This window comes from Geodermatophilus sp. SYSU D01045 (assembly GCF_054050295.1).
The window spans coordinates 78,505-103,529 of the sequence record NZ_JBJGZB010000013.1 but is presented as its reverse complement, the minus strand read 5'-3'; the positions used below and the strand labels follow the sequence as shown (position 1 = coordinate 103,529).

Genomic DNA, 25,025 nt, shown 5'->3' with positions numbered 1-25,025 from the left:
CGAGACGCGGCGAGCCCCCTCCCGGCCGGGAGGGGGCTCGCCGCGTCTCGGGCGCTAGCGGACGGGCCGGGCGGTCTCGCCGCGCTTGGGCCGCAGCTCGTGCGGCAGCGCGAACACCAGCCGCTCCTCGGCCGCCTTGACCGGCTCGACGTCGGGGTAGCCGCGCTCGGCCAGGAGGTCGAGCACCTCGCCGACCAGCACCTCGGGCACCGACGCGCCGCTGGTGACGCCGACGGTGCCGACGCCCTCCAGCCACGCGGGGTCGATCTCGGCGGCGTAGTCGACCAGGTACGCGGCGCGGGCGCCGGCCTCCAGGGCCACCTCGACCAGCCGCACCGAGTTCGACGAGTTGGTCGAGCCGACGACGATCACCAGGTCGCACTCGCCGGCCATCTGCTTGACCGCCTGCTGCCGGTTCTGCGTGGCGTAGCAGATGTCGTCGCTCGGCGGGGACTGCAGCCCGGGGAACCGGGTCCTCAGCTGGTCGACGGTCGCGAGCGTCTCGTCGACCGACAGCGTCGTCTGCGAGAGCCACACGACCCGCTCGGGGTCGCGGACCTGCACGTTCGCGACGTCGTCGGGGCCGTCGACGAGCTGGATGTGCTCGGGGGCCTCGCCGGAGGTGCCCTCGACCTCCTCGTGCCCGCGGTGGCCGATGAGGAGGATGTCGTAGTCCTCCTTGGCGAACCGCTTCGCCTCCTGGTGGACCTTGCTCACCAGCGGGCAGGTGGCGTCGATGGTGCGCAGCGAGCGTGCCTTCGCCTCCTCGTGCACGGCCGGCGAGACGCCGTGGGCGCTGAAGACGACGACGGCGCCCTCGGGCACCTCGTCGGTCTCGTCGACGAACACGGCGCCGCGCCGCTCGAGGGTGGCCACCACGTGCTTGTTGTGGACGATCTGCTTGCGGACGTACACCGGGGCGCCGTGGATCTCCAGGGCCCGCTCGACGGCCACCACCGCCCGGTCGACACCGGCGCAGTAGCCCCGGGGATCGGCCAGCAGGACCCGTCCGCGCTGATCAGCCATGACCCCATGGTAGGTGGCGCCGGGCCCCTGGCCCGGCCGTCGCGGGGAGCGTGACGAGCCGCACGCCGCCCGACCGGGTGGGCCGGGGACCGGCCGCTGTGCCGTTCGACGCGCGCTGCGGCAGGCTGGGCGCATGTCCCGTGAGATCCCGGAGCCGATCCGCGCCACCGTCGGTCTGGCCGCCACCGTCCTCGACGACGTCCGCAGCCTCCCGCAGACGCTGCCGGGCCTGCCGGTGCGCATCGTCGGCATCGCGCTGCAGGCGGCGATGAAGCTGCAGCAGCAGTGGTCGGGGCTGGTCGCCCGCGGCGACGAGGTCCTCACCGGGCTGCGCGGCGACCGCGAGCCGGGCCTGGCCACCTTCGACGAGGACGAGGAGGCCGCCGCCGGCGGCGCTCCCCTCGTCGCGCAGCCGATCGACGTGCTGCGCGACTCCGCGTTCGACCGCGCCCCCGACGTCGACACCGTCGGCGACGCGGACACCGACGTCGTGGAGGTCGACGTCGTGGAGGTCGACGTCATGGAGGTCGACGTCGACACCGACGCGGCCGGCCTGGTCGACGACGAGCTCGCCGGGCTGCCCCCGGAGCCGTCCCCCGCCGCGGTCGTCGCCGCCGTCGAGGACGTCAACGACGAGGTGCTGGGCGCCGAGGAGGCCGCGTCCGCGCTCGACGCCGCCGACTCCGCGCTGACCGCCGAGGACGCCCTGGAGAGCGCGCTGCTCGAGGCCGAGGGCACCGACTCCCCCGCCGGCACCGACTCCCCCGCCGGCACCGCGGCCGCCCCGGCGGAGACCCCGGCCGCCAGCGACCCGGGCGGCTCCCCGGTCGGTGAGCTGGCCGGCGCCCCGGACGTGGGCACCGACGACACGGTGCTGCCCGACGCCGCGGACTCCGGCGTGGCCGACACCGACATCGGCCTCGCCGACGACACCGCCGGGGGCGCCGACGCCGGCGTGCTGGGGGAGGACACGGAGGCCGACGCGGCCGCGGCCGCGGACGTCGCGACCGAGGTCGACGTCATCACGCCCGACGGGCAGGTCACCACGGTCGAGGGCACCGTCACCGAGGAGGGCGTCGTCGCCCCCGAGGACGGCGGCGAGCCCGCGCCCGGCGAGGACAGCGGCGCGGCCACCGACACGGTCGAGCCCGAGCCGGCCGAGGCCACCGACGAGGGCGGCACGACCGTCGCCGCCGCCACCGGGGTGCGCACCGACGTCGGCGGCGCCGACACCGCCGAGGAGGACGCGGCGATCGCGGAGGGCGCGGCCGTCGACGCCGTCGGCGGGGACTCCGCCGCCCCCACCGACGACGCCCAGGGCGGCAGCGAGCTGTCCGGCTCGCAGGCCGCCGGGGCCGCCCCGATCGAGGGCTACGACTCCTTCACCGTTGCCCAGCTGCGCGGCCGGCTGCGCGGCTACCAGCTGGCCACGGTGTCGGACCTGCTCGCCTACGAGGAGGCCACCCGCGCGCGGGCGCCGTTCCTGACGATGCTGCGCAACCGGCTGGAGAAGCTCGAGCAGCAGGCCGTCGAGACCAGCCCCCTGCAGCCGCGGGGGTGAACCCCGGGGTGCCGGGCGGGGCCGTCGGGCCCGCCTGGCACCCTCGGGACCGTGAGTGCGCCCTCGTCCCCCGAGTCGCCCTGGCCGGTGCGGACGGTGGCCCGCAAGGTCGCCGAGTGGATCGGCCGCCTCGGCGAGGTCTGGGTCGAGGGGCAGGTCGCCCAGCTCAACCGGCGCAGCGGCGCCGCGACCGTGTTCCTCACCCTGCGCGACCCCGCCGCCGACCTCTCGGTGCCGGTCACCTGCGCCCGCGACGTCGCCGACCGGCCCGGCCTGGAGCTCACCGAGGGTGCCCGCGTCATCGTCCGCGCGCGGCCGGACTACTACATCGCGCGCGGCTCGTTCTCGCTGCGCGCCACCGAGATCCGCGCCGTCGGGCTCGGTGAGCTGCTCGCCCGCATCGAGCGGATCCGCCGGCTGCTGACCGCCGAGGGCCTGTTCGACCCCGCCCGCAAGCGCCCGCTGCCCTTCGCCCCCGCCGTCGTCGGGCTGGTCACCGGCAAGGACTCCGCCGCCGAGCGGGACGTGCTGGTCACCGCCCGCCGTCGCTGGCCCGCGGTGCGCTTCGCCGTCCACCACAGCCTGGTGCAGGGCGTGAACGCCGCCGCCTCGGTGATCGACGGGCTGCAGCGGCTGGACCGCGACCCCGAGGTCGAGGTGATCGTCATCGCCCGCGGCGGCGGCTCGGTCGAGGACCTGCTGCCCTTCTCCGACGAGGGCCTGGTCCGCGCCATCGCCGCCTGCCGCACCCCGGTGGTCACCGCCGTCGGGCACGAGACCGACACCACCCTGGTCGACCACGTCGCCGACGTCCGCGCGGCCACCCCCACCGACGCCGCGCACCGCGTCGTGCCCGAGATCGGCGAGCAGCGGCGGCTGGTCGACGGGCTGCGCGCCCGCGCCCGGCACCTGCTCACCGTGCGCCTGGAGCAGTCCGAGCGGTGGCTGGAGAGCGTCCGCAGCCGCCCGGTGCTCGCCGACCCCGAGCGGCTGCTGCACGGCCGGGCCGACGACGTCGCGGCGCTGCGCGACCGGGCCCGCCGCACGCTCACCCACCGCGTCGAGTCCGCCGAGCGCGACCTCGACCACGCCCGCGCGCGGGTGGCCGCGCTGTCCCCGCAGGCGACGCTGCAGCGCGGCTACGCGCTGGTGCAGCGGGCCGACGGCGCCCTGGTCCGCGACCCCGCCGAGGTGGCCGACGGCGAGCGGCTGGCGGTGCGCGTGGCGGGCGGGCGGCTGGCCGTCCGGGTGGACGGGCAGGATGGGGAGCCGTGAGCGAGCCGACGACCGAGCAGCCGACGCAGACCTACGAGCAGGCCCGCGAGGAGCTGGCCGAGGTGGTCCGCCGGCTCGAGGCCGGGGGCCTCACCCTCGAGGAGTCCCTCGGCCTGTGGGAGCGCGGCGAGCAGCTCGCGCAGCTGTGCCAGCACTGGCTCGACCGCGCCCGCGAGCGGCTGGCCGCCGCGGCGCCCGCCGAGCAGGAGGGCTGAGCCTCAGCTGGGGACGCTGACCGGCGCGACGGCGGCGGCGACGGTCTCCAGCTCGTCGTCGCCGGCCGAGCCGGTGACCACGGTGGTCACGTCCCCGGTCTCCAGGGACAGCACGGTCTCCCCGCGCCCGTTGGTCAGCCGGGTCCAGCTGCGCCCGGCCAGGTCGACGCTGCCGTCGTCCTCCGCGCCGTCGAGGACGGTGGTCAGCCGGTCGGCGTCGGGGTCGTCGGTGGTGAGGAAGCCCGCGTACTCGTCCGACGGGGTGACGTAGCCGATCTCCAGGGTCACCGGCTCCCCGTCGCCGGCGTCCGCGGCGTCGGTGCGCGCGCTGGTCGGCCGGTAGCCGTCGGGCAGCTGGGCGGGCACCTCGACGGTGTAGGACGCCCGCTCGGCGGCGAGCCGGACGCTGCTGGTCGGGTCGATCGGGCGGACCGGGTCGGTGCCGCCCTGCCGGAAGGCGACCCAGCCGGCGACGAGCAGGACGATGACCACCAGCGGCAGCAGCGACCGGAGCATGTTGGCCGCGCTCATCCGGTTCGCGCGCTCCGCGGCGGTCGGCGCCGGGGGCGGCTGCTCCTCGGGGGCCTGCTGACCCGACGGGCCGGAACTGGTCATGCCCCTAGGATCGCAGCACCGATCCACAACCCCGCCGCCCCGCTTCCGGACGGCCCCGCGCGCCCGACCGGCTCGGGGACGGGTCGCGGGCGGTGGGCACCGGCAACGGTGCCGGACTCAGGAGGTCCCGTGACCCTGCCCGTACCCGACGGACCCGTGCCACCCGCCCCCCGCCAGAGCACCTTCCGCACCGACCGCCCGGCGCCCGACCGCAACCTCGCGCTCGAGCTGGTGCGCGTCACCGAGGCCGCCGCGATGGCCGCGGGCCGCTGGGTCGGCCGCGGCGACAAGAACGGCGGCGACGGCGCCGCCGTCGACGCCATGCGGGCGCTCATCGGCACGGTGAGCATGCGCGGCGTCGTCGTCATCGGCGAGGGCGAGAAGGACCAGGCGCCGATGCTCTACAACGGCGAGCAGGTCGGCGACGGCTACGGCCCCGAGTGCGACGTGGCCGTCGACCCCATCGACGGCACCACCCTCATGGCCAAGGGCATGCCCAACGCCATCGCCGTCATGGCGGTGGCCGACCGCGGCGCCATGTACGACCCGTCGGCCGTCTTCTACATGGAGAAGATCGCCACCGGTCCGGCCGCCGCCGACGTCGTCGACATCACCGCGCCGGTCGCCGAGAACGTCCGGCGGGTGGCCAGGGCCAAGCACGGCCGGGTGGAGGACGTCACCGTCTGCATCCTCGACCGGCCGCGGCACGACCAGCTCGTGCACGAGGTCCGCGAGGCCGGCGCCCGCATCAGGTTCATCACCGACGGCGACGTCGCCGGCGCGATCGCCGCCGCCCGCGAGGGCACCGGCGTCGACCTGCTCATGGGCATCGGCGGCACGCCGGAGGGGATCATCGCCGCCTGCGCGCTCAAGTGCATGGGCGGTGCGCTGCAGGGCCGGCTGTGGCCCAAGGACGACGAGGAGCGGCAGAAGGCGGTCGACGCCGGCCACGACCTCGACCGCGTGCTCACCATCGACGACCTGGTGCGCGGCGACGTCTTCTTCGTCGCCACCGGCATCACCGACGGCGAGCTGCTGCGCGGCGTCCAGTACCGCGCCGGCGGCTGCACCACGCAGTCGCTGGTCATGCGCTCGCGCTCGGGCACCATCCGCTCGATCGACAGCCTGCACTCGCTGGAGAAGCTGCGGGCCTACTCGGCCGTGCCCTTCGACCGCTCCGACGAGGAGTAGACGCACGACGGCCCCGGGGCGAGCGCCCCGGGGCCGTCGTGCGTCCACGGGACCGGCGTCAGCCGAGCCGGCCCTGGCAGTTGGCGACCTCGTAGGTCACCCGGCCGGCGCAGGTGCCGGCGTACTGCTCCCACTGCGAGTCCGACGGGGAGGCGCCCCACAAGTCGTCGCAGGCCGCCCAGTCACCGGCGAAGCAGCCGTCTGCCAGCGGCTGGAACTCGCCGTCCGGGTCCTCCCCGAGGCCCTGCGGCGGGACCGGGTCGCTCTGCGGCTCCGGCGTGCCCGCACCGAGCCGCGACTCGCAGGTGCCGGTCTGGTAGCCCACCCGGCCGGCGCAGGTGCCCGCGTACTCCTCGTACGCCGAGTCGACCGGCGTGCCGATCCACAGGTCGTCGCAGGCGGCGAAGTCACCGGCGAAGCAGGCCTCGGCCAGCGGCTGGAACTCGCCGTCCGGGTCCTCCCCGAGGCCCTGCGGCGGCACCGGCGCCGAGGTCGACCCCGCACCGCCGCCCCCTCCGCCGGACGACGTCGAGGACGACGAGGACGGCGAGGACGACGAGGAACTGCTCGACGAGCCCGACGACGAGGACGGGCCCGAGGACGACGAGCCGGACGCGGACGAGGAGGTGCTGGTGCGCGTCGGGTCGGCGACGGTCGAGCCGTCGTCGTCGCGGAGCAGGAAGAACAGCCCGACGGCCGCGGCCGCGAGCAGCAGCACGCCGGCGATCACCGACGCGATGACGACGTTCTTCTTGCCCCCCTTCTGCTGCGGCCGGCCGTAGCCCGGCTGCCCGTAGGGCTGCTGGCCGTACTGCTGGTTCGGGCCATAGCCGGGCTGCCCGTACTGGCCGTAGGGCTGCTGGCCGTACTGCTGGCTCGGGTCGTAGGCCTGCTGCCCGTACTGCTGGCCCGGGTCGTAGCCGGGTTGGCCGTACGGCTGCTGGCCGTAGGGCTGCTGCCCGAACTGCTGCGTCGGGTCCTGGCCCGGCTGGCCGTGGGGCTGCTGACCGGGCTGGGCGAAGGGCGAGGTCTGGTCGCGCCCGCCCGGCTGGCCGTACTGGCCCGGCTGGAACTGGGACGTGGGGGGCGCCGGCTGACCGGACTGCCTCGTCGGGTCGTCGGACTGCCCCCACCCCTGCCGGCCGGGCTGCTCGCCCCGGGGGTCGTTGCCGCCCGGCGGCGGGTACGGCGGCTGGGACATGGTGCGGACTCCTCGGTTCAGGTAGATGCGCTGGTCAGGCTAGGGGGACCGGGTGGCGGCGACCAGCACCGGCAGGTGACGGTCGCCGTCAGTCGAGGTCGGTGCACAGCGGCACCGACCACGCCTTCACGCGGCCGCCGCAGGTGAGCGCGTACTCCTCGTACTCCGACAGCGGCGGCGACTCGGCGAACAGGTCGTCGCAGGCCTGCAGGTCGCCGTCGAAGCAGCCCTGGGCGTGGGCGTCGAGGACGGGGTCGGACCCGAGGACGCCGGGCGGCACCGGCTCGGACTGCTCGACCTCGCCGAGCACGCTCCCGGTCCAGGAGGACCCGGGGGGCACGCCGCCGTAGAGGACCTCCCCGACCGCCTCGCCCATCGCCGCGCCGGCCGCGCGGCCGGCGTCGTCCGCGGCGCCGCGGAGCACCAGCGCGCCGAGGACGGCGGCGAGCACCAGCCCGAGGGCGAGGCCGCCCGCGAGCAGGGCGGCGGGGAGCACGCGCGAGGCCGGCGCGGGTCCCGCGACCGGCGCCGGCGGCGGGACGACGGGTGCCCGGCCGGCGGTGGGGTCCCAGGTGCCCCACGGCGTCCAGCCGCCCACGGGGACGGTGCCGGGCGCGTCCGGGGGATGCGGGTGGGTCACGGGGCCTCCTCGGGCCGTCGGCGGTCGCCGCACGGTAGGACCCGGGGCGGTCCCGTTCCGGGTCCCACTCCGGGCCTGCGGGCAGTGGGGTCGACGGGGCCCTTCTAGGGTCACGCGTGCAGCACCGATCCCACCGACACCACACGGGAGCCAGCGTGGCCACCGAGCAGGACTACCGCGTCGAGCACGACTCCATGGGGGAGGTCCGTGTCCCCGCGTGGGCCAAGTGGCGGGCCCAGACGCAGCGCGCCGTGGAGAACTTCCCCATCTCCGGCACCCCCATCGAGCGCGAGCTCATCGCCGCGCTGGCCGCCATCAAGGGCGCCGCCGCCCGCGTCAACGCCGACCTCGGCGTGCTCGACGGCGAGGTCGCGCGGGCGATCGCCGCGGCCGCCGCCGAGGTGGCCTCCGGGACGTGGGACGAGCACTTCCCCATCGACGTCTTCCAGACCGGCTCGGGGACGTCGAGCAACATGAACACCAACGAGGTCATCGCGACCCTCGCCACCGAGGCCGCCGGCACTCCGGTGCACCCGAACGACCACGTCAACGCCTCGCAGTCGTCCAACGACGTCTTCCCCTCGGCCATCCACGTGGCCGCCACCCGGGCGATCGTGCGCGACCTCGTCCCGGCCCTGCGCCACCTCGAGTCCTCCCTCACCCGCAAGGAGTCGGAGTTCGCCGAGGTCGTGAAGAGCGGCCGCACCCACCTCATGGACGCCACCCCGGTCACCCTCGGCCAGGAGTTCGGCGGCTACGCCGCGGCCGTCCGGTACGGCGTCGAGCGGCTCGAGGCCTCGCTGCCGCGCATCGGCGAGCTGCCGCTGGGCGGCACCGCCGTCGGCACCGGCATCAACACCCCGCCCGGGTTCGCGGCGGCCATCATCGACACGCTCGCCGCGGAGCTGGACCTGCCGTTGTCCGAGGCGCGCAACCACTTCGAGGCGCAGAGCTCGCGGGACTCGCTCGTCGAGGCCTCCGGCCAGCTCAAGACGATCGCCGTCGGCCTGGTGAAGATCGCCAACGACCTGCGGTGGATGGGCTCGGGCCCGCGCACCGGCCTCGGCGAGATCCAGCTGCCCGACCTGCAGCCGGGCAGCTCGATCATGCCCGGCAAGGTGAACCCGGTGATCCCCGAGGCGGTCATCCAGGTCGCCGCCCAGGTGATCGGCAACGACGCGGCGGTCACCTACGCCGGCACCACCGGCGTCTTCGAGCTCAACGTGACGCTGCCGCTCATGGCCCGCAACGTGCTCGAGTCGATCCGCCTGCTGGCCAACGTCAGCCGGATCCTGGCCGACCGCTGCGTCGACGGGATCGTCGCCAACGTCGAGCAGTGCCGGACCTACGCCGAGTCCTCGCCGTCCATCGTGACGCCGCTGAACAAGTACATCGGCTACGAGGAGGCCGCGAAGGTCGCCAAGCAGTCGCTGGCCGAGCAGAAGACGATCCGCCAGGTGGTGCTCGAGCGCGGCTACGTCGAGCAGGGCGAGCTCACCGAGGCCCAGCTCGACGAGGCCCTCGACGTCCTCTCGATGACCCACCCCTGACCGTCCGGGGTGGGCCGGGGACCCGGCCCACCCCGTCGGGGGGACGGTCCCTGTCGTCCTCGGGGCCCGACGCCAGTAGCGTCGGACCACCATGACCGAGACAGCCAGCACCCCCGAGGTATCCCTCCGGCACCGGGGAGGTGACCTCCCGCTGCGCACGGTCCCGGCGTCGGAGGGCCCCTCCGGGCTCGACGTCTCCAAGCTCCTGACGACCACGGGGCAGGTGGCCCTGGACGTCGGCTTCGTGAACACCGCCTCGTGCACGTCGGAGATCACCTACATCGACGGCGACGCGGGCGTCCTGCGCTACCGCGGCTACCCGATCGACCAGCTCGCCGGGAAGGCCAGCTTCCTCGAGGTCACCTACCTGCTGATCTACGGCGAGCTGCCCACGGCCGACCAGCTGGCCGCCTTCGACGACAAGCTGCGCCGGCACACCCTGCTGCACGAGGACCTCAAGCAGTTCTTCCAGGGCTTCCCGCGCGACGCGCACCCGATGCCGGTGCTGTCCTCGGCGGTCAGCGCCCTGTCGACCTTCTACCAGGACTCGCTGGACCCCTTCGACCCGCAGCACGTGGAGATCTCCACCGTCCGGCTGCTGGCCAAGCTGCCCACGATCGCGGCCTACGCGTACAAGAAGTCGGTCGGCCAGCCGTTCCTCTACCCGGACAACTCGCTGGGCCTGGTCGAGAACTTCCTGCGGATGACCTTCGGCTTCCCCGCCGAGCCCTACGAGGTCGATCCCGACCTCGCCGCCGCCCTCGACATGCTCTTCGTGCTGCACGCCGACCACGAGCAGAACTGCTCGACGTCGACGGTGCGGCTGGTCGGCTCCTCGCACGCCAACCTCTTCGCCTCGGTGTCGGCCGGCATCAACGCGCTGTTCGGGCCGCTGCACGGTGGGGCCAACCAGTCGGTGCTGGAGATGCTCGAGGCGATCCAGCGCGACGGTGGGGACATCGACCGGTTCGTCGAGCGGGTGAAGAAGAAGGAGCCCGGCGTCAAGCTCATGGGCTTCGGGCACCGGGTCTACAAGAACTACGACCCGCGCGCGGCGATCGTGAAGCAGACCGCCGACGCCGTGCTCGACAAGCTCGGCGGGGACAACCAGCTGCTCGACCTCGCCCGCCAGCTCGAGGAGATCGCGCTGTCCGACGACTACTTCGTCGAGCGCAAGCTCTACCCGAACGTCGACTTCTACACCGGGCTGATCTACCGGGCGATGGGCTTCCCGACCCGGATGTTCACCGTGCTGTTCGCGCTGGGCCGGCTGCCCGGGTGGATCGCGCAGTGGCGGGAGATGATCGCCGACCCGACGACGAAGATCGGCCGCCCGCGGCAGGTCTACACCGGTGAGACCGAGCGGGCGTTCGTCCCGCTGGCCGAGCGCTGACGACGTCGTCGATGGGCAGCGAGCCGCCCGGCGAGGACCTGCTGGTCCTGCCCCCGATCCCGCTGGCCACCGGGCGGCTGCTGCGCGACGACGACGACCGGCCGGTGCCGATCACCGCCGTGGAGCTGGTCGTGGTCACCGAGGACGGTGCGGAGCACCGCATCCCGCTGGTGGCGCGGCACGGTGCCTGGTGGCCGCCCGACCGCTGATCCCTCGGTGCGGTTCCGCGGAGGTGCACGGCGCGCCCGCCCGGTCCCCCGGGCGGGCGCATCCCCTCCCCCGTCGGGGTGAGACCTCCCCTCCCGTCCCTCCTCCGGGTCCCCCGGGCGGTCGATCTGACGGCGAGCGCTCCACGCCGGAGCGCGGCCAGCCGATCGAGACCGCCCGGGGGACGCCGCCGTGCCCGCACCACGCACGCCCGCCCCCGCGCGCACGGCTCCTCCCCGCACCGCTCCGCGCCGCGAGCTCACCGCCCGCGAGGCCGAGGCGCTGCGCGCCCTGCTCGCCGCCCGCGCCGCCACCGGCGCCCCGGGTCCCGCCCGCCGCGCCGGCACCGGCACCGCGACGAAGAAGCGCCGGAAGCAGCCCGCCCGCCGCCGGCCCGCCGCCCGGGCGCCGCGCGAGCGCGGTCCCTGGCGCACCCGGCTGCTGGTCGTCGGCCTGGCCACGCTGCTCGTGCCGGTCCTCACCGTCCTGCTCGCCCCGGCCACCTCCGCGCCCGGCTCGGCCACCGTGGCTGCCGACCCGGCGGGCCTGGCCCTCGCCGCCCGCAGCACCCTGCTGCAGGACGCCGACGCCTACCGCCGGCTGCAGGCCGAGGTCGCCACCCGGCGGGCCGAGCTGCAGGCCGCCGTCGCGGCCGAGCAGGCCGCCCGCGCCGCCGTCGCCGCCGAGCAGGTCACCGTCGGCTCCGCCGCGGCCGACCTGTACCGCGCCTCCGCGCGGACCCGCATGCCGGTCCTCGGCCTGTCCGCCGCCGCACCCGCGACCACCGGCGACGTCCTCTACCGCCAGGCCCTGGCGGACCGCGCCGCGCAGCAGCGGGAGAGCGCCGTCGTCCGCGCCGAGCGCGCCGCGGCCGCCGCGCGGGACGCCGCAGGACGGGTGGCCGCCGCGCAGGACGCCGTCGACACCGCCGCGGCGCAGGCCCGCACCGTGCTGGCCGGCGTCCGCGCGACCGTGGACGACCTCGGCCTCGACGTCTCCGCGCAGCTGGCCGCGCTGGGCACCGTCCCGGCCGCCGGCGCGCAGCAGGAGCGCAACACCGCCGCGCTGCAGCGCTGGCAGGCCTACCTCGCCGGCCTGGCGTCGGCGGGCGTCGAGCCGCCGTCCGCGGCCGAGCTCGCCGACCCGGCGACGCTGCCCGACGGCTTCTCCCCCGCGCTGGACGCCGCCGGCCAGGCCGTCCCCGGCGTGGCGTGGGCGGTCGTCGGCAACCGGCCGGTGACCGTGCTGCCGGCCGAGACCGTCGCCGCGGTGAGCAGCGCGCTGTCCCGGCTGGGCCGGCCGTACGCCGCCGGCGCCACCGGCCCGGACGCCTTCGACTGCGGCGGGCTCACCGCCTCCGCCTGGCTGCTCGCCGGCTACGACCTGCCGGCCGCCGCCGCGGAGCAGTGGGCCGCGGCGACCGTCGTGCCCGCCTCGCAGCTGCAGGTGGGCGACCTGGTCGTCTCCGACGGCGGCGCGGACGTCGCCGTCCACCTCGGCGACGGCGAGGTGCTCGGCGCCTCGGCGGCCACCTACCAGGTCGGCGTCCGCGCGATGCCCGAGGACGCCCGCGCCGTGCGGGTCACCCTGCCCGCGCCCGCGGCGCCGAACGCGCCGCTGCCGGCGTCGGCGTCCGGCCGCGGGGCCTGCGGCGCGCCCCCGGCCCCGGTCGGGCCGGTGAGCCCCGCGTGGGGAGGCTGGTCCAACGGCCGGATCCCCGCCGAGGCGCTGTGCCCCATCGCCCGCGGCCACGCGCTGCGCTGCGACGCCGCGGCCGGCTACGCCGCGCTGGCCCGGGCCTACGAGGCGGCGTTCGGCAGCCCCCTGTGCACCACCGACTCCTACCGGTCGATGGCCGCGCAGGTGGACGCCTTCCGCCGCAAGCCGGCGCTGGCCGCGGTGCCGGGGACGTCGAACCACGGCTGGGCGCTGGCGGTGGACCTGTGCGGCGGGGTGAACGTCGCCGGCACGCCGCAGTGGACGTGGATGACCGAGCACGCCGGGCAGTTCGGCTTCGTCAACCCCGACTGGGCGCGGCCCGGCGGCGAGAAGCCCGAGCCCTGGCACTGGGAGTTCGGTCACCTGGCCTAGCGGACCGCTCCCGCTGTGCCGAGATCACGTGATCTCGGCACGTGGAGGGCCCTGGGACGCCGAGATCACGTGATCTCGGCGGGCCGGGGAGCGCTAGAGCCAGCGGAGGTCGGACAGGGCGGCCCAGGGCAGGCGCACGCACGCCTCGCCGGTCAGCCCGGCCAGGCGGTCGGTCACGCCCGGGGAGGCGCACGCCAGCGGCCGCAGGGGCGTGACGACGACGTGCGGCTCGGCCAGCCGCAGCCCGGCGTCGGCGATCCGCCCGAGCAGCCGCTCGGGATCGGCCAGCGCGGCCGTGGCGAGCACCGGCGCGCCGGGGTGCGACCACAGCGCCACCGGCCCCTCGACGCGGAGCACGCCCCCGGCCTCGGCGGCGCGCGCGGTGGCGGCGGTGCGGGTGCGGGCCACCACGGCGGCGTCGGCGCGGTCCGACGGCGTCCAGGCGACGGCGCGGTCCCCGCGGCGGACGACGACCCGCCAGCCGACGTCGGTGCACCCCGGGCCGGTCCAGTCGAGGACGGCGACGCCGGCGCCGGCGGCCGCGGCGTCGCTGACCGGGCGGTCGGCGACGAAGGCGGTGAGCGCGGCGGCGACGCCGTCGGCGGTCGGGGCCACGCCGGCGTCGGTCATGTCCTCGGCGAGATCGTGCAGGGGCACCCGCACGCGGCGCTCGTCCTCGGCCAGGACCAGCACCGGCCCGCGGGCGGAGTCGGCGAGCACGGCGGCGCGCAGGCCGCCGGTGGCCAGGCCCGGCAGCACCGCGTCGGCGGCGGCGCGGACGTCGTCGACGGCGACCGGCGCCGGGCGCAGCCGCTGCAGCAGGCCCGACGCGGAGCGACCGGGGCGCCCGGGCGTCACGGGCGGCGACCCCCGAGGGCCGCGCGCAGGCCGGTCGGCAGCTCGGCCAGGCCGAGGACGCTGTCGAGCTCGGCGGCCGACAGCCGCACCGGCAGGACGTCCTCGGCCCAGCCGGTGACCCGGCGGACGCGCGCGGCGGGACCGGGCCAGACGGCGTCGCGGGCGGCGGCCACGTGCAGCTCGGTGAGGACGTCGGCGAGGTGGACGGCGGCGACCGGGTGGACGCCGGGCCGCTCGGCGGCGGCGCGCACGACGCCGGCCAGCAGCTCGCGGTCGGCACCGGAGAGCCAGTGCGGGAGCAGCACGACGGCGGGGTCGCCCGCAGGGAGCACGCTCACCGCACACCTCCCCCCGTCGGCGTCTGCGCGCCCCGGGCGGCGGTGCAGCGGGGACTCGCGGTCACGTCCTCGATATCGGCAGTCCGGGGCCGGGTTGGACCCCGGTGGACCGGACGTCTTCGGGCCGTTTACCCGCGCGTCACTCGGACAGCTCGGCGAGCCGGTCCTTGAGGGCCCGCTCGACGCGGTCGGCGTGCACGTTCATGTTGCGCACCGAGGTCCCGAGGTCCGCCGACACCTGGGTCTTGGTCTGCCCGCCCCAGGTGGTCAGGTACCAGGTGGCCCAGCCCAGGACGTTCGGCTGCGCGGCCCGCTGACCGCGCGCGGCCGTCGGGTCGGGGGCGCAGGCCGCGGTCAGCGCGTGCGACAGCAGCGTCTGCTCCGCCTCGTCCATGATCTGGTCGGGCGCCTCGCTGGAGTCGGGCAGCAGCACCTCGGCTGCGTCCGGGCCGCCGTCGAGGGACTGCAGGTTGCGCAGGCCGTTGAGGGTGGCCACCGTCTGCGAGTTGCGCCGCAGCGTGGCCACGCTCTGCCCCATGTAGGCGGCGAGCTCCCGCTCGGTGGGCCGGCGGTTGTGCTCGGCCTGGAAGGCGGCGATCGCCTTCTGCTGCCGGTTCTCGGTGTCGGCGGCGGTGCGACCGTGTGCGTTGCGGCCCAGGTCGTGCACCCACTTGGACAGCTGGGTGGCGAGGAAGGCGCCGAACGGGACGCCCTTGGTCTCGTCGTACTGGCCGACCGCCTTGAGGATCCACTCGGCGACCTGCTGGTGCAGGTCGTCCGGATCCGGCACGTGGAGCCGCAGGGTGCTCGTGTTGCGCTGCAGCCGCTTGAGGCTGACCGGCTGGTAGTGCCGGCACAGGTCCTCGAGGAAGGCCGGCGGCAGGTCGCGCGGCGCCCGGCGGCGGACGCCGGCCTCGGCGCGCAGGCCCACGGTGGCGACGTCGCGGGCCGCGCACCAGGCGCGGATCCAGTCGGCGAGCACCTGGCCCTGGCCGCACGGGCCGTCGACGCGGTAGAGCCCCTCGCCCTCGTCGTGGCTGACCGTGACGCCGTCGGGCAGGTCGGCGCGGAACGCGGCCAGCGGCAGGTCGCGGTCGACCCGGAAGTGCACCCGGTCGCGGGCGGTGATCGGGACCCGCGCGAAGCCCTCGGCCTCGGGGACGCCGCCGAAGACGAGCGGCGCGCGGGTGCCGGCGTCGGCCGGCTGGTCGGCGGCGGGGACGGCGGTCTGGGAGGTGCTGGTCACCGGGGGCTCCTGGTCGATCGCGGGGAAGGCGTCGGCGAGGGGTGGGGCGTCAGGCGGGGACGCCCTCGAGGGGGAACGCGCCGGCGGGGGCCTCGAGGTCGGCGTCGTCGGCCCGGAGGAGGACCTCGGCGGCGGCGCGCTCGGCGGCGGAGGGCTCGGCGGCGTACACCGGCATGTGGTCGTACAGGACCGTGAACAGGTCGCTGACGAAGGCGTAGGCGGCCTGCGCCTGCGGCGAGAAGCGGGCGATCGCCTCGCGGGGGCCGAGCTCCACGCCGACGGTGACGCGGACGACGCGGTCGTCCTTGCCGAGCCCGCTGACCGAGAAGGCGACCGACGGGTGCGCGGCGGCGAGCGCGGTCAGCTCGGCCAGGCAGCGCCGGGTGGACCCGCGGCGCGGCCGCAGCTGGACGTGGACGACGACGGTCTCGTCGGCCTGCTGGGTCCCTGCCATCACGCTGTGCTGCATCCTCATCGCCCCCTGTGTCGTGCTCGGGGGCAACTCTGGCGCATGAGCGGACAGTGACCGGCACACAACTCGCCGTGCCCTGTGCAATCTGCGGGCCGACCTTCGTCAGGTCTTGCCCGTCCCGGTGTCGTGGCCGGTCCGGCGGGCCCGCGCATCGGCGACTGTTGCCGAGCCGCGGACCCGCCGTCGGTGGCGTGTCGTCAGCGCGCCGGCGACTCCGGCGGGGCGGGCCGCTCCCCGACCCGGGTGGGAGCTGCCGGGGCGGAGGCGGCGGAGCCGGCGGCCTGCGGCGCGAAGGCCGCGAGCGCGCCGAGCGTGTCCGCGGTGACCTGCGCGGCGAGCAGGTTGGCCTCGGCGATCTGCCGGTAGACCTCCTCGCGGTGGATGGTCACCTCGCGCGGGGCCTTGAAGCCGAGCCGGACGGTGCCGCCGCGGACCTCGACGACGTGCACCTCGATGTCGTCGCCGATGCGGATGGTCTCGCCGACGCTGCGGGTCAGTGTGAGCACGGGTACCCCTCCATGGGTGTGTGTGACGGCCTCCTGGCATCCCCGCCCGGGCGCGGGGGTCGAGCGGGCGGACCCGCTCCCCTCCTCTATCGGCGCAGGGGACGCCGGATCGGATGACTGCCGTCGGGGAGCACGACCTGGGTGGCCCGCCAGTTCGCCGGGTTGAGCACGACGGGGGCGCGCAGGTTCACCGTCGCCGCCGCCGGGCCCTCGGCCGGCACGGTGACCAGGCAGAACAGCGAGGCGTCGGCCGGGTCCGCGAGGTCCAGGTCGGCCAGCACCGGGGCCGGCAGCACGGGCGCGTAGTCCGGGAACCACCGGGCCGGGGGGACGGCCAGGAACCGCGGACCGTCGGCGTCCAGGGACTGCAGCCAGAACAGCAACCCGTCCCCGTCGGCCGTGACGAGCACGTAGTCGCGGAAGTCGGGGAAGCCGGGCAGCGGGGACACCATGCCCAGCAGTGGCAGGGTGACGACCGGCGCGAGGGTCACCGCAGGAAGTCCGCGAGCGAGGGCTGGATGACCTGGGCGGTCGCCTGCAGCGCGGCCTGGTAGCCGGTCTGCTGGAACTGCAGCTGCATGATCGTCTTCGGCAGGTCGACGTCCTCGACGTTGGCGAGCTGTTTCTGCAGCGCCAGCGACCGGTCGGAGTTGACCTGCGCGGCGTTGTCGATGCGGGCGGCGCGGGCACCGATCGTCGAGAGCGCGGTGAGCAGCCGGTCCGTCGCCGCGTCGAGGGCGGCGAGGTCGTCCTGGACCGAGGCCCCGGCCCGGACGTCGGTGGCGATCTTCCCCACGACGGCGAACAGGTCGCTCCCGGGCGGGCCGAAGGCCTCGACGCCGGTGACGTCGATGCGGACGCGCTCGTCGTTGGAGATCCGCCGCGTGATGGGGACGACGCCGGTCCCGTCGGCGCTGCCCACTCCGACCCAGGTGCCGTCGTCCCGGTACGCCTGCTTGCCGCTGGTGACGCCGCCGAAGACCGGGCGCCCGTCGACGTTCTCGTTCGCCAGGCCGAGCAGGCTCTCCCGGAGCGCGGCCACCTCGGTGGCGATCGCGGTGCGGCTGCTCTCCGTCATCGTGCCGTTGGTCGCCTGCACGGTGAGGTCCCGGACCCGGCGCACCTGCGTGATCACGGACGTCAGGGCCGTGTCGGTGATCTCCATCCAGCTCTGCGCGTCGGAGATGCCCCGCGCGTACTGCTCGGTCGCGGCCTGGTCCTTGCGGATCTGCAGGGACCGGTTGACGGCGGTCGGCGAGTCCGAGGGCCGGCTGACGACCTTGCCGGAGGTGAGCTGCTCCTGCAGCTTGCCCAGGTCGGCGAGGTTGCGGTTGAGGCCCTGCAGGGCGGTCTGCGCGACGGCCCGCTGCGTGATGCGCATCCCGGTCACCGGCCCACGACGCCGGTGCGGTTGATGAGGGTGTCCAGCGCCTCGTCGATCGCGCTCACCATCCGCGCGGCGGCGCTGTAGGCGTGCTGGAACGACAGCATGTTGGTCATCTCCTCGTCGAGGTTGACGCCGGAGGTCGACTCCCGGGCGGCGTCGACCTGCGCGGACACCACGGACTGGACCTCGGCGTTGCGCGTGGCCACGGAGGACTCGACGCCCAGGGCCACCACGAGCTTGCGGTAGGCCGCGTCCAGGCCGGCGGGGTCCAGGCTCAGCTGGAAGAAGGCGTCGGCGTTGTCGCCGTCGGCCGACGGCGCGTTGCCGGCACCAGACGGCGGCGTCGTCGCCGCGGCGACCTGCTGCGGGGTGAGCGGGCGCAGGGTGAGGTTGGCGGCGGTGACCACGGTGCCGGACCCGCCGGTGTCGAACAGCGCCTGCCCGGGCGCCCCGGTCAGGTCGTACCCGCCGGTGTGCGCGGCGTTGAACGTCGCCGCGACCGAGCGGGCGAACCCGTCGAGCTGCGTGCGGTAGGCCGGGACCGTCTGCGTCAGGGCGGTGAGCCGGCCGGCCGCGGTGCCGCCCACGCGCAGCGTCGAGCCGCCGGGCCGGGTCTCCAGCCGCGGCGCGTCGGCGCCGACGCCATCGGCGTTGTCCGAGCCGGCCAGCCGGACGGCGGTGGCGGTGCTGCCGGCGACCAGGCTGGTGCCGCCGACGGTCACGTCGACGACGCCGTCGGCCCGCGGCACGGCGGTGGCGCCGATGCTCTGCGACAGCTGCAGGACCAGCGCGTCGCGCCGGTCGGACAGCTCGTTGACCGGCAGGCCGGACAGGGTGGCCTGCCGGATGGCGCCGTTGAGCTCGGCGACCGAGGCGGCCGCGGTGTTCACGTCGGCGACCAGGGCCTGCAGGCCGTCGCGGGTCTGCCCCCACTGCTGGTCCAGCGCGGCGCGGGTGGTGCGGATGCCGTCGGCGAGGACGTCGAGCCGCTCGAGCACCTGGCTGCGCGAGGCGAGGGTGAGGGGGCTGTCGGCCAGGTCGGAGAAGCCGGCCCAGACGTCGGACAGCATGCTCTGCAGGCCGGTGTCGCCGGGCTCGCGGAACGCGTCCTCGATCTGCGAGAGCGCGTCGGCCTCCGCGGTGAGCTGCGCGCTCGCCGAGGTCTCGAGCTGCGCGCGGGCCTCGAGGAAGGCGTCGCGGACGCGGCGGACCCTGTCGGAGTCGACGCCGCCGTCCACGCCGGTGCTGACCGAGTGGATCGCCGGGACGGCGGTGCCGCCCATGGCGGTCTGGTCCACGCGCTGGCGGGAGTAGCCGGCGGTGTTGACGTTGGCGATGTTCTGGCCGGTGACGTCGAGGCCGCGCTGGGCGGCCCACAGCGCCGTCGACGCCGTGTTGAGGCCGGAGAAGGTGCTCACAGGGCTCCGTCCAGGGTGACCGCGCGGGAGGACCCGTGCTCGGAGCGGCCGGTGGCGCCGTAGGTGCCGGCCGTGGGGTGGCGGACCGACAGCAGCGCGTCGCCGATCGCGGACAGGCCGCCCTCGATGAGCTCGCGGTTGGCGTCGGAGAGGCTGCGCAGGTCGGTGACGAGGACGAGCAGGGCCTCGTGGTGCTTGGCCAGCAGGTCGTTCCACGGCGCGGGCGCGGCCTCGGCCAGCTGGCGCAGCGACGGGTTGACCCCGGTGCCCAGCCGGACGGCGATCGCCTCGGTGGCGGCGGCCCGCTCGACCTCGAGGACGCGCAGCTGGTCGAGGACGACCTCGATCTCGTGGGCGATCCGGGCCAGCCAGCGGGTCTTGCCGGACAGGATCAGGTACTGCTTCTCCTCCGCCTTGAACAGCAGCAGGTCGAGCAGCTCCTGCTCGCGCCACAGCAGCGTCGACAGGTGCTGGAAGTCCACGTCCGCCACCGCCTCCCTCGTCTCCCGGCGGTGTCCCCGCCTTCGCGGACAGACGGTCGGCAGCGGGCAAGCGGCCCTCAAGCCGAGTTCCCGGGATTGGCAGGAGTTGTGCGTCCGGGACGGTGCGGTCCCTGCCGAGAGAGGGACCGTGCCAGCAGCCCGCTCCCCGGTGACCGACCGCACGGCCACCGCGCGCACCGCTCCCCCGCAGCAGACCGCCGCCGCGCCCGACGCCGTGCGTCCGGCGTCGGAGGTCGAGGCGCTCGTCACCGAGCACCTGCCCCTGTGCTCGTTCGCGGTCAACGCGGTGGCCTCGCGCATCTCGCTGCCCGGCCACGTCAGCCGGGAGGACCTCCTGTCCTGCGCGAAGGTGGCGCTGGTCGAGGTGGCCCGCCGGTTCGACCCGTCGGCCGGCGCGACGTTCGCCACCTACGCCCTCCCCCGCCTGCAGGGCGCCGTCCTCGACGAGCTGCGCTCGGGCGACTGGGCCAGCCGCTCGGTCCGGGCCGCCGCCCGCCGCACCGACGCCGCGTCCGACGCGCTGACCATCCGGCTGGGCCGGCCGCCGACGCGCGAGGAGCTCGCCGCGGCCCTCGGCGTGCGCCGCGAGGACCTCGACGCGCTGCAGGTCGACGTCCACCGCGCCGTCATGGTGAGCATCGACGCCGAGACCGGCGCGGAGGGCGGCACGCTGGACCTGCCCGACCCCGGCGAGTCCCCCGAGCGGGCGGTGCTGCGCGGCGAGCGTGCCCGCTACCTGCAGGACGCCATCCGCGCGCTGCCCGACCGGCTCGACGAGGTCGTGGAGCGCAACTTCTTCGGCGGGGAGTCGCTCACCGACATCGCCGCCGACCTCGGCGTCACGCTCTCCCGCGTCTCGCAGATGCGCGCCCGCGCGCTGACCCTGCTGCACGCGGCGATGAGCGAGGTCTGGGAGGGCCGGACGGTGCCCGCCGACGGCGGGGTCCGGGCGCGCAACCAGCAGCGGCTCTACGTCGACCGGGTGGCCGGCCGCGTCCCGGCGGACCGTGCCGTGCCGCCGATCCCCCGCCCGCGGACCGGCTGGCAGGCGGCCTACGGAACCGCCCGCCCCGCCTGAGTGAGACCGGCCGGAAAAAGTCGCGGATTCGCCTCAAGAGCCGGCCGGCCCCAGCCGTAACACCACCTGCAAGGCCCGCAGCACGGATGCAGCGGGAACCAGGAAGACCCCATTCCAAGGAGGAACACCATGGGTCTGCGCGTCAACAACAACATCGCCGCGTTCAACGCCTACCGGAACCTGTCGTCCACCGACACGGCGATGGGCAAGTCGCTGGAGAAGCTGTCCAGCGGCCTGCGCATCAACCGGGCTGCCGACGACGCGGCCGGCCTGGCCATCTCCGAGGGGCTGCGCGCCCAGATCGGTGGCCTGAAGGTCGGTGCCCGCAACGCCCAGGACGGCGTCTCCCTCGCCCAGACCGCTGAGGGTGCGCTGACCGAGGTCCACTCCATGCTCCAGCGGATGAACGACCTCTCCGTGCAGTACAACAACGGCACGCAGAGCACCCAGTCGAAGGCTGCCCTGCAGGCGGAGTTCGACGCCCTGGAGACCGAGATCGGCCGCATCCAGGACAACACCAAGTTCAACGGCAACCTGGTGTTCAACGGCGCCGCCAAGACCTTCCAGGTCGGCTTCGACAACGGTGACGTCATCGCCATCTCCACCACCGCAGCCGCGGACTTCACGGCGGGGACGGCGATGGCTGCGATCGACATCGCCAACAGCAACACGCTGCAGGCCGCGATCACCGAGGTCTCGACCCAGCGTGCGGAGCTCGGTGCGATCCAGAACCGGTTCGAGCACACCCTCAACAACGTGAACGTCGCCGTCGAGAACCTGACCGCGTCGGAGAGCCGCATCCGCGACACCGACATGGCCCAGGAGATGGTGTCCTTCACCCGCTCGCAGATCCTGTCGCAGGCCGGCACCGCGATGCTGGCGCAGGCGAACCAGAGCTCGCAGGGCGTCCTGCAGCTCCTCCGCTGACGCGGGGCCTGAGCGCCTGACAGGCAGCAGGACCAGCACCACCCGGTGAGGGGGGAGGCGTACGCCTCCCCCCTCACTGCACACCTGGACCGAACCACACCCGTCCCACCGGACCCGTCCCCTGGAGGCGAGCGATGGCGAGCCTGAGCGTCGACGGCCTGATCTCGGGTCTCGACACCACGAGCCTCATCGCCCAGCTCGTGGCCGCCGAGGGAACCGCTCAGACACGGCTCAAGACCCGGCTGACCGAGACGCAGAAGGCGGCCGAGGCCTACCGCAAGATCAACACCAAGGTCGACGCGGTGCGCACCGCCGCGGAGGCCCTGGGCAAGGACGCCACCTGGACCGCCGCCAAGGCGACCAGCTCGAGCAGTGCCGTCGCCGTGGCCGTCACCGGCACGCCGCAGACCGGCTCGATCACCTTCACCGTCAAGTCGGTCGCCGCCGCGCACGCCGTCGTCGGCTCCACGGCGCAGCCGTCGACCACGACGGCCGGTGTCTACTCGGGCCTCACCGTCTACGGCCCCGACGGCACGACGGTCAAGGGCACCATCACCGTCGGCACCGGCTCGCTCGACGACACCGCAGCCGCCATCAACGCCAGCAGCTTCGGGCTGCAGGCGACCGTGCTGCAGGTCTCCCCCGGCCAGTACAAGCTGCAGGTCAGCGCCAGGAGCACCGGCGCGGCCGGCGAGTTCTCCCTCGGCAGCGGCTTCACCGAGCTGCGCCAGGGCAAGGACGCGAAGATCGCCCTCGGGGACAGCGGCGGCCTCGAGATCACCTCTGCCACGAACACCTTCACCGGCGTGGTCCCCGGCGGGACCGTCACGGTCACCCGCGAGGACGCCGCCCAGGTCACCGTGGACGTCAGCGCCGACCCCGATGCCGTCGCCGCGAAGGTGCAGGCGTTCGTGGACGCTGTCAACGCCGCGCTCTCCGAGATCGCCACCCAGTCGGCCAACGGGAAGGACTCCGCCGCCGCGCTGGCGGGCGACAGCAGCCTGCGCCAGCTCACCGGCCAGGTCCTCAGGGCGGTCTCCGACGTCGTCGCGGGTCTCGGCTCCCCCGGCACCTACGGCATCCAGCTCACCCGTGACGGGAAGGTCCAGTTCAGCAAGGACACGTTCCTGGGCGCGCTGCAGGCCGACCCGGCCACGACCAGGACCGCGTTCGCCGGCACGGCCACGGGCGCCCCGGGCGTGGCGACTCGCATGCAGGAACTGGCCAAGCGGACCACGGATGCGACCACCGGAACGCTCACCCTGCTCGCCAGGGGTCGGGACGACCTCGCGAAGGACATCCAGGTGCGGATCGCCGACTGGGACCTGCGCCTGGCGGCCCGCAAGGAGACCCTGACCAGGCAGTTCACCGCCATGGAGACCGCCCTCAGCTCGCTGAAGTCGCAGTCGTCCTGGCTGGCCGGCCAGCTCTCCAGCCTGGCCTGACCCGATCTCTCCTGATCCCCGCTCCCCCGTCCCCGATCCAGGAGCTCCCCCGATGACCGCCGCCTCCCTCCGCTCCCGCTACCTCGGCGACGCCGTGAGCACCGCCTCGCCGCAGCAGGTGCTGGTGATGCTCTACGACCGCCTGGCCCTGGACCTCGAGCGCGCCCGGACGGCGCTGGCCGAGGGCCGGCGCGCCGACGCGCGCGAGCAGGTGCGCCACGCCCAGGACATCGTCTTCGAGCTGCTCGGCAGCCTGCGGGTCGACGCCTGGGAGGGCGGCCCCCGCCTCGCCGCGCTCTACAACTGGCTGATCGCCGAGCTCAACCAGGCGATCGTCAAGCAGGACGCCAACCGGGTGCGCTCGTGCCTGCAGGTCGTCGAGCCGCTGCGGGACGCCTGGCGCCAGGCCGCCGCCGGCCTGGCGGGCACCGCATGACCCCGGCGCACTCCGCGGACGCGCAGCGCCGCGCGGAGTGGGCCAGCGTCCTCGAGGAGATGGAGGTCGAGGTCCTCGACGCCGAGCGGGCCATCCGCGGCAACCGCGCCGAGGAGATCGCCGCCTGGGGCCGGCGCATGGAGGACTGGACCCCGCCGACCGTGCTGGGCCCGGTGCCGACCGACCTGCGCGAGCGGGCCGCCCGGTTGCTGCAGCACCAGCTCGCCGTCGCCGAGGAGCTCGTCGAGCGGATCACCCAGTCCCAGCGCCAGCGCGACGTCGCCGCGCGGATGGCCTACCGGCCCCGCCCGGTGGCCGCCTTCATCGACAGGGCGCTCTGACCCCGACTGGCACGACTCCACAACGTCCCGACCCGGCCGGGTCCGCCTCACGGCGGGCCCGGCCGTCGTCGTCCCCGGGCCGGGACCGCCTCCTGCACGCGGATGGCGGCTCGGGAGGCGCCACCGGCCCCGTGAGTGCGCACCCGGCCCGTCCTTGCCATCCGTCACACCCGTCACGCGAGTCACGGAACGTGGTCAAGGTGTGACGGACCGCTGCCGAGAACGGTCCTGCACGGACAGCACCACTCTCGCCACGGATCGGCGGCCCCTCCCCTGCGCTCGCGCGCCGGGGTCCCCCGACGTACCCGGAGGCCAGTCGTGTCCTGCCGTCCTGCCCGCCGGCGGTCCACCCGATGACGATCAGCGACGTCACGATGACGACGCTGCACGCGGCGCTGAGCGGTCTGGCCCAGCGCCAGCGCGTGACGGCGGACAACATCGCCAACGTCCAGACCCCGGGCTTCCTCGCCGGCCGCACCGACTTCGAGTCCTCGCTGCGCACCGAGCTGCGCCAGGGCAGGACGCCCACGGTCTCCGGCGGCTCGATCGCGCGCTCGTTCGAGCCGACCCGCGAGGACGGCAACAACGTCAACCTCGACAGCGAGACGGTCATCGCCACCGAGACCGGCCTGCGCTACCAGTTCGCGCTCACCGCGCTCGACGGCAAGTACAGCGGTCTGCGCACGGCCCTGAGGACGTCCTGACGTGTTCGACAGCCTCGACATCTCCGGGTCCGGACTCTCCGTCCACCGTCGCTGGATGGACGCCGTCTCGGACAACATCTCCAACATCAACACGGTCAGCTCGACCGACGGCGAGGCGTTCCGGGAGCGCATGGTCGTCGCGCAGGCCGTGGACTACGGCTCCGGCGAGGGTGGCGTGCGCATCGCCCGGGCCGAGTTCGGCAGCGGCGAGGGCCGGCTCGTGTACGAGCCCGACCACCCGCTGGCCGACGCCGAGGGCTACGTCCGGTACCCGGACATCGATCTCGGCGACCAGATGACCCAGCTGATCATGGCCCAGCGCGGCTACCAGGCGAACCTGGCGTCCCTGGACCGGGCGACCACCGCCTACCAGGCCGCCCTCCAGTTCGGGAAGGGCTGAC

General features: G+C 75.1%; 28 protein-coding genes. 15 read left to right on the top strand and 13 right to left on the bottom strand.

Translation table 11 applies throughout. The annotated features are described in order from the left end of the window. Positions 1–54: 54 nt before the first annotated feature. Positions 55–1,026 (bottom strand): 4-hydroxy-3-methylbut-2-enyl diphosphate reductase, encoded by a 972-nt coding sequence (locus ACI798_RS12750; protein ID WP_457048061.1) that lies wholly within the window; start codon positions 1,024–1,026, stop codon positions 55–57. A gap of 133 nt (positions 1,027–1,159) precedes the next feature. Between ACI798_RS12750 and ACI798_RS12745 the strand changes: the two genes are divergently transcribed. The 3 genes from ACI798_RS12745 to ACI798_RS12735 are packed head-to-tail and all read left to right on the top strand — an operon-like array spanning position 1,160 to position 4,077. Then, complete coding sequence (locus tag ACI798_RS12745; RefSeq protein ID WP_457048060.1) at positions 1,160–2,587, top strand: hypothetical protein; 1,428 nt, start codon at positions 1,160–1,162, stop codon at positions 2,585–2,587. Between the two features lie 51 nt (positions 2,588–2,638). Next, positions 2,639–3,862, top strand: coding sequence for an exodeoxyribonuclease VII large subunit (gene xseA, locus ACI798_RS12740; protein WP_456942744.1), 1,224 nt, complete (start codon positions 2,639–2,641; stop codon positions 3,860–3,862). Further along, positions 3,859–4,077, top strand: a complete 219-nt coding sequence (locus ACI798_RS12735; protein ID WP_456942745.1) for an exodeoxyribonuclease VII small subunit — start codon at positions 3,859–3,861, stop codon at positions 4,075–4,077. The genes xseA and ACI798_RS12735 overlap by 4 nt, the downstream gene beginning before the upstream one ends. Before the next feature lie 3 nt (positions 4,078–4,080). Here the strand turns inward: ACI798_RS12735 and ACI798_RS12730 are convergent, their stop codons facing one another. Further along, a complete protein-coding gene (locus ACI798_RS12730) occupies positions 4,081–4,692 on the bottom strand; it encodes a DUF4245 domain-containing protein (protein ID WP_456942746.1) in 612 nt (203 codons plus the stop codon). A 156-nt stretch (positions 4,693–4,848) separates the two neighbouring features. On the opposite strand from ACI798_RS12730, the gene glpX reads away from it, so the two are divergent. After that, on the top strand, positions 4,849–5,883 hold the full coding sequence (gene glpX / locus ACI798_RS12725; RefSeq protein WP_456942747.1) for a class II fructose-bisphosphatase: 1,035 nt from the start codon (positions 4,849–4,851) through the stop codon (positions 5,881–5,883). A 58-nt stretch (positions 5,884–5,941) separates the two neighbouring features. On the opposite strand, the gene ACI798_RS12720 is transcribed toward glpX, so the two are convergent. Further along, complete coding sequence (locus ACI798_RS12720) at positions 5,942–7,084, bottom strand: hypothetical protein (protein ID WP_457048059.1); 1,143 nt, start codon at positions 7,082–7,084, stop codon at positions 5,942–5,944. A gap of 88 nt (positions 7,085–7,172) precedes the next feature. Beyond that, positions 7,173–7,724 carry a hypothetical protein gene (locus tag ACI798_RS12715; RefSeq protein WP_457048058.1) on the bottom strand — a complete coding sequence of 184 codons (552 nt, stop codon included), beginning with the start codon at positions 7,722–7,724 and terminating at the stop codon, positions 7,173–7,175. A 155-nt stretch (positions 7,725–7,879) separates the two neighbouring features. On the opposite strand from ACI798_RS12715, the gene ACI798_RS12710 reads away from it, so the two are divergent. The 4 genes from ACI798_RS12710 (at position 7,880) to ACI798_RS12695 (ending at position 12,965) form a co-directional block, all read left to right on the top strand. Then, positions 7,880–9,274 carry a class II fumarate hydratase gene (locus tag ACI798_RS12710; RefSeq protein WP_456942750.1) on the top strand — a complete coding sequence of 465 codons (1,395 nt, stop codon included), beginning with the start codon at positions 7,880–7,882 and terminating at the stop codon, positions 9,272–9,274. A gap of 91 nt (positions 9,275–9,365) precedes the next feature. Continuing rightward, complete coding sequence (locus ACI798_RS12705) at positions 9,366–10,667, top strand: citrate synthase (RefSeq protein ID WP_456942751.1); 1,302 nt, start codon at positions 9,366–9,368, stop codon at positions 10,665–10,667. An 11-nt stretch (positions 10,668–10,678) separates the two neighbouring features. Next, positions 10,679–10,876: a hypothetical protein gene (locus ACI798_RS12700; protein ID WP_387993914.1), complete on the top strand. Its 198-nt coding sequence runs from the start codon at positions 10,679–10,681 to the stop codon at positions 10,874–10,876. Between the two features lie 190 nt (positions 10,877–11,066). Beyond that, the gene (locus tag ACI798_RS12695) at positions 11,067–12,965 is read left to right on the top strand and encodes an NlpC/P60 family protein (RefSeq protein ID WP_456942752.1); all 1,899 of its coding nucleotides are present in this window, start codon (positions 11,067–11,069) and stop codon (positions 12,963–12,965) included. 93 nt (positions 12,966–13,058) lie between these two features. Here ACI798_RS12695 and ACI798_RS12690 read toward each other — a convergent pair whose 3' ends face one another. The 9 genes from ACI798_RS12690 to ACI798_RS12650 form a co-directional block, all read right to left on the bottom strand. Further along, positions 13,059–13,823 carry a hypothetical protein gene (locus ACI798_RS12690; RefSeq protein WP_457048057.1) on the bottom strand — a complete coding sequence of 255 codons (765 nt, stop codon included), beginning with the start codon at positions 13,821–13,823 and terminating at the stop codon, positions 13,059–13,061. Then, positions 13,820–14,161, bottom strand: coding sequence for a hypothetical protein (locus ACI798_RS12685; RefSeq protein ID WP_457048056.1), 342 nt, complete (start codon positions 14,159–14,161; stop codon positions 13,820–13,822). The genes ACI798_RS12690 and ACI798_RS12685 overlap by 4 nt, the downstream gene beginning before the upstream one ends. A 139-nt stretch (positions 14,162–14,300) precedes the next feature. Beyond that, positions 14,301–15,407, bottom strand: coding sequence for a flagellar biosynthesis protein FliA (locus ACI798_RS12680; RefSeq protein WP_456942755.1), 1,107 nt, complete (start codon positions 15,405–15,407; stop codon positions 14,301–14,303). A gap of 49 nt (positions 15,408–15,456) precedes the next feature. Continuing rightward, a complete protein-coding gene (locus tag ACI798_RS12675) occupies positions 15,457–15,861 on the bottom strand; it encodes a hypothetical protein (protein ID WP_456942756.1) in 405 nt (134 codons plus the stop codon). A gap of 215 nt (positions 15,862–16,076) precedes the next feature. Further along, a complete protein-coding gene (gene csrA, locus ACI798_RS12670) occupies positions 16,077–16,385 on the bottom strand; it encodes a carbon storage regulator CsrA (protein WP_456942757.1) in 309 nt (102 codons plus the stop codon). Positions 16,386–16,471: 86 nt separating this feature from the next. After that, positions 16,472–16,876 carry a flagellar assembly protein FliW gene (gene fliW, locus ACI798_RS12665; protein ID WP_457048055.1) on the bottom strand — a complete coding sequence of 135 codons (405 nt, stop codon included), beginning with the start codon at positions 16,874–16,876 and terminating at the stop codon, positions 16,472–16,474. Then, positions 16,873–17,766 (bottom strand): flagellar hook-associated protein FlgL, encoded by an 894-nt coding sequence (flgL, locus tag ACI798_RS12660; RefSeq protein WP_456942759.1) that lies wholly within the window; start codon positions 17,764–17,766, stop codon positions 16,873–16,875. Before flgL ends, fliW begins: the two co-directional genes overlap by 4 nt. A gap of 5 nt (positions 17,767–17,771) precedes the next feature. After that, a complete protein-coding gene (gene flgK, locus ACI798_RS12655) occupies positions 17,772–19,190 on the bottom strand; it encodes a flagellar hook-associated protein FlgK (protein WP_457048054.1) in 1,419 nt (472 codons plus the stop codon). After that, on the bottom strand, positions 19,187–19,681 hold the full coding sequence (locus ACI798_RS12650) for a flagellar protein FlgN (protein ID WP_456936949.1): 495 nt from the start codon (positions 19,679–19,681) through the stop codon (positions 19,187–19,189). Before ACI798_RS12650 ends, flgK begins: the two co-directional genes overlap by 4 nt. A 160-nt stretch (positions 19,682–19,841) precedes the next feature. Here ACI798_RS12650 and ACI798_RS12645 point away from each other — a divergent pair, with 160 nt between their 5' ends. The 7 genes from ACI798_RS12645 (at position 19,842) to flgC (ending at position 25,024) form a co-directional block, all read left to right on the top strand. After that, positions 19,842–20,771 carry a sigma-70 family RNA polymerase sigma factor gene (locus ACI798_RS12645; protein ID WP_456942761.1) on the top strand — a complete coding sequence of 310 codons (930 nt, stop codon included), beginning with the start codon at positions 19,842–19,844 and terminating at the stop codon, positions 20,769–20,771. Between the two features lie 129 nt (positions 20,772–20,900). Then, positions 20,901–21,698, top strand: a complete 798-nt coding sequence (locus tag ACI798_RS12640; protein ID WP_456942762.1) for a flagellin N-terminal helical domain-containing protein — start codon at positions 20,901–20,903, stop codon at positions 21,696–21,698. Positions 21,699–21,832: 134 nt separating this feature from the next. Beyond that, positions 21,833–23,143, top strand: coding sequence for a flagellar filament capping protein FliD (gene fliD / locus ACI798_RS12635; protein WP_456942763.1), 1,311 nt, complete (start codon positions 21,833–21,835; stop codon positions 23,141–23,143). Between the two features lie 52 nt (positions 23,144–23,195). Further along, a complete protein-coding gene (gene fliS, locus ACI798_RS12630; protein ID WP_456942764.1) occupies positions 23,196–23,579 on the top strand; it encodes a flagellar export chaperone FliS in 384 nt (127 codons plus the stop codon). Further along, positions 23,576–23,920: a hypothetical protein gene (locus ACI798_RS12625; protein ID WP_457048053.1), complete on the top strand. Its 345-nt coding sequence runs from the start codon at positions 23,576–23,578 to the stop codon at positions 23,918–23,920. The genes fliS and ACI798_RS12625 overlap by 4 nt, the downstream gene beginning before the upstream one ends. Positions 23,921–24,273: 353 nt before the next feature. Next, a complete protein-coding gene (locus ACI798_RS12620; RefSeq protein ID WP_456926415.1) occupies positions 24,274–24,624 on the top strand; it encodes a flagellar basal body rod protein FlgB in 351 nt (116 codons plus the stop codon). 1 nt (position 24,625) lies between these two features. After that, positions 24,626–25,024: a flagellar basal body rod protein FlgC gene (gene flgC, locus ACI798_RS12615; RefSeq protein ID WP_457048052.1), complete on the top strand. Its 399-nt coding sequence runs from the start codon at positions 24,626–24,628 to the stop codon at positions 25,022–25,024. Position 25,025: the final 1 nt, after the last annotated feature.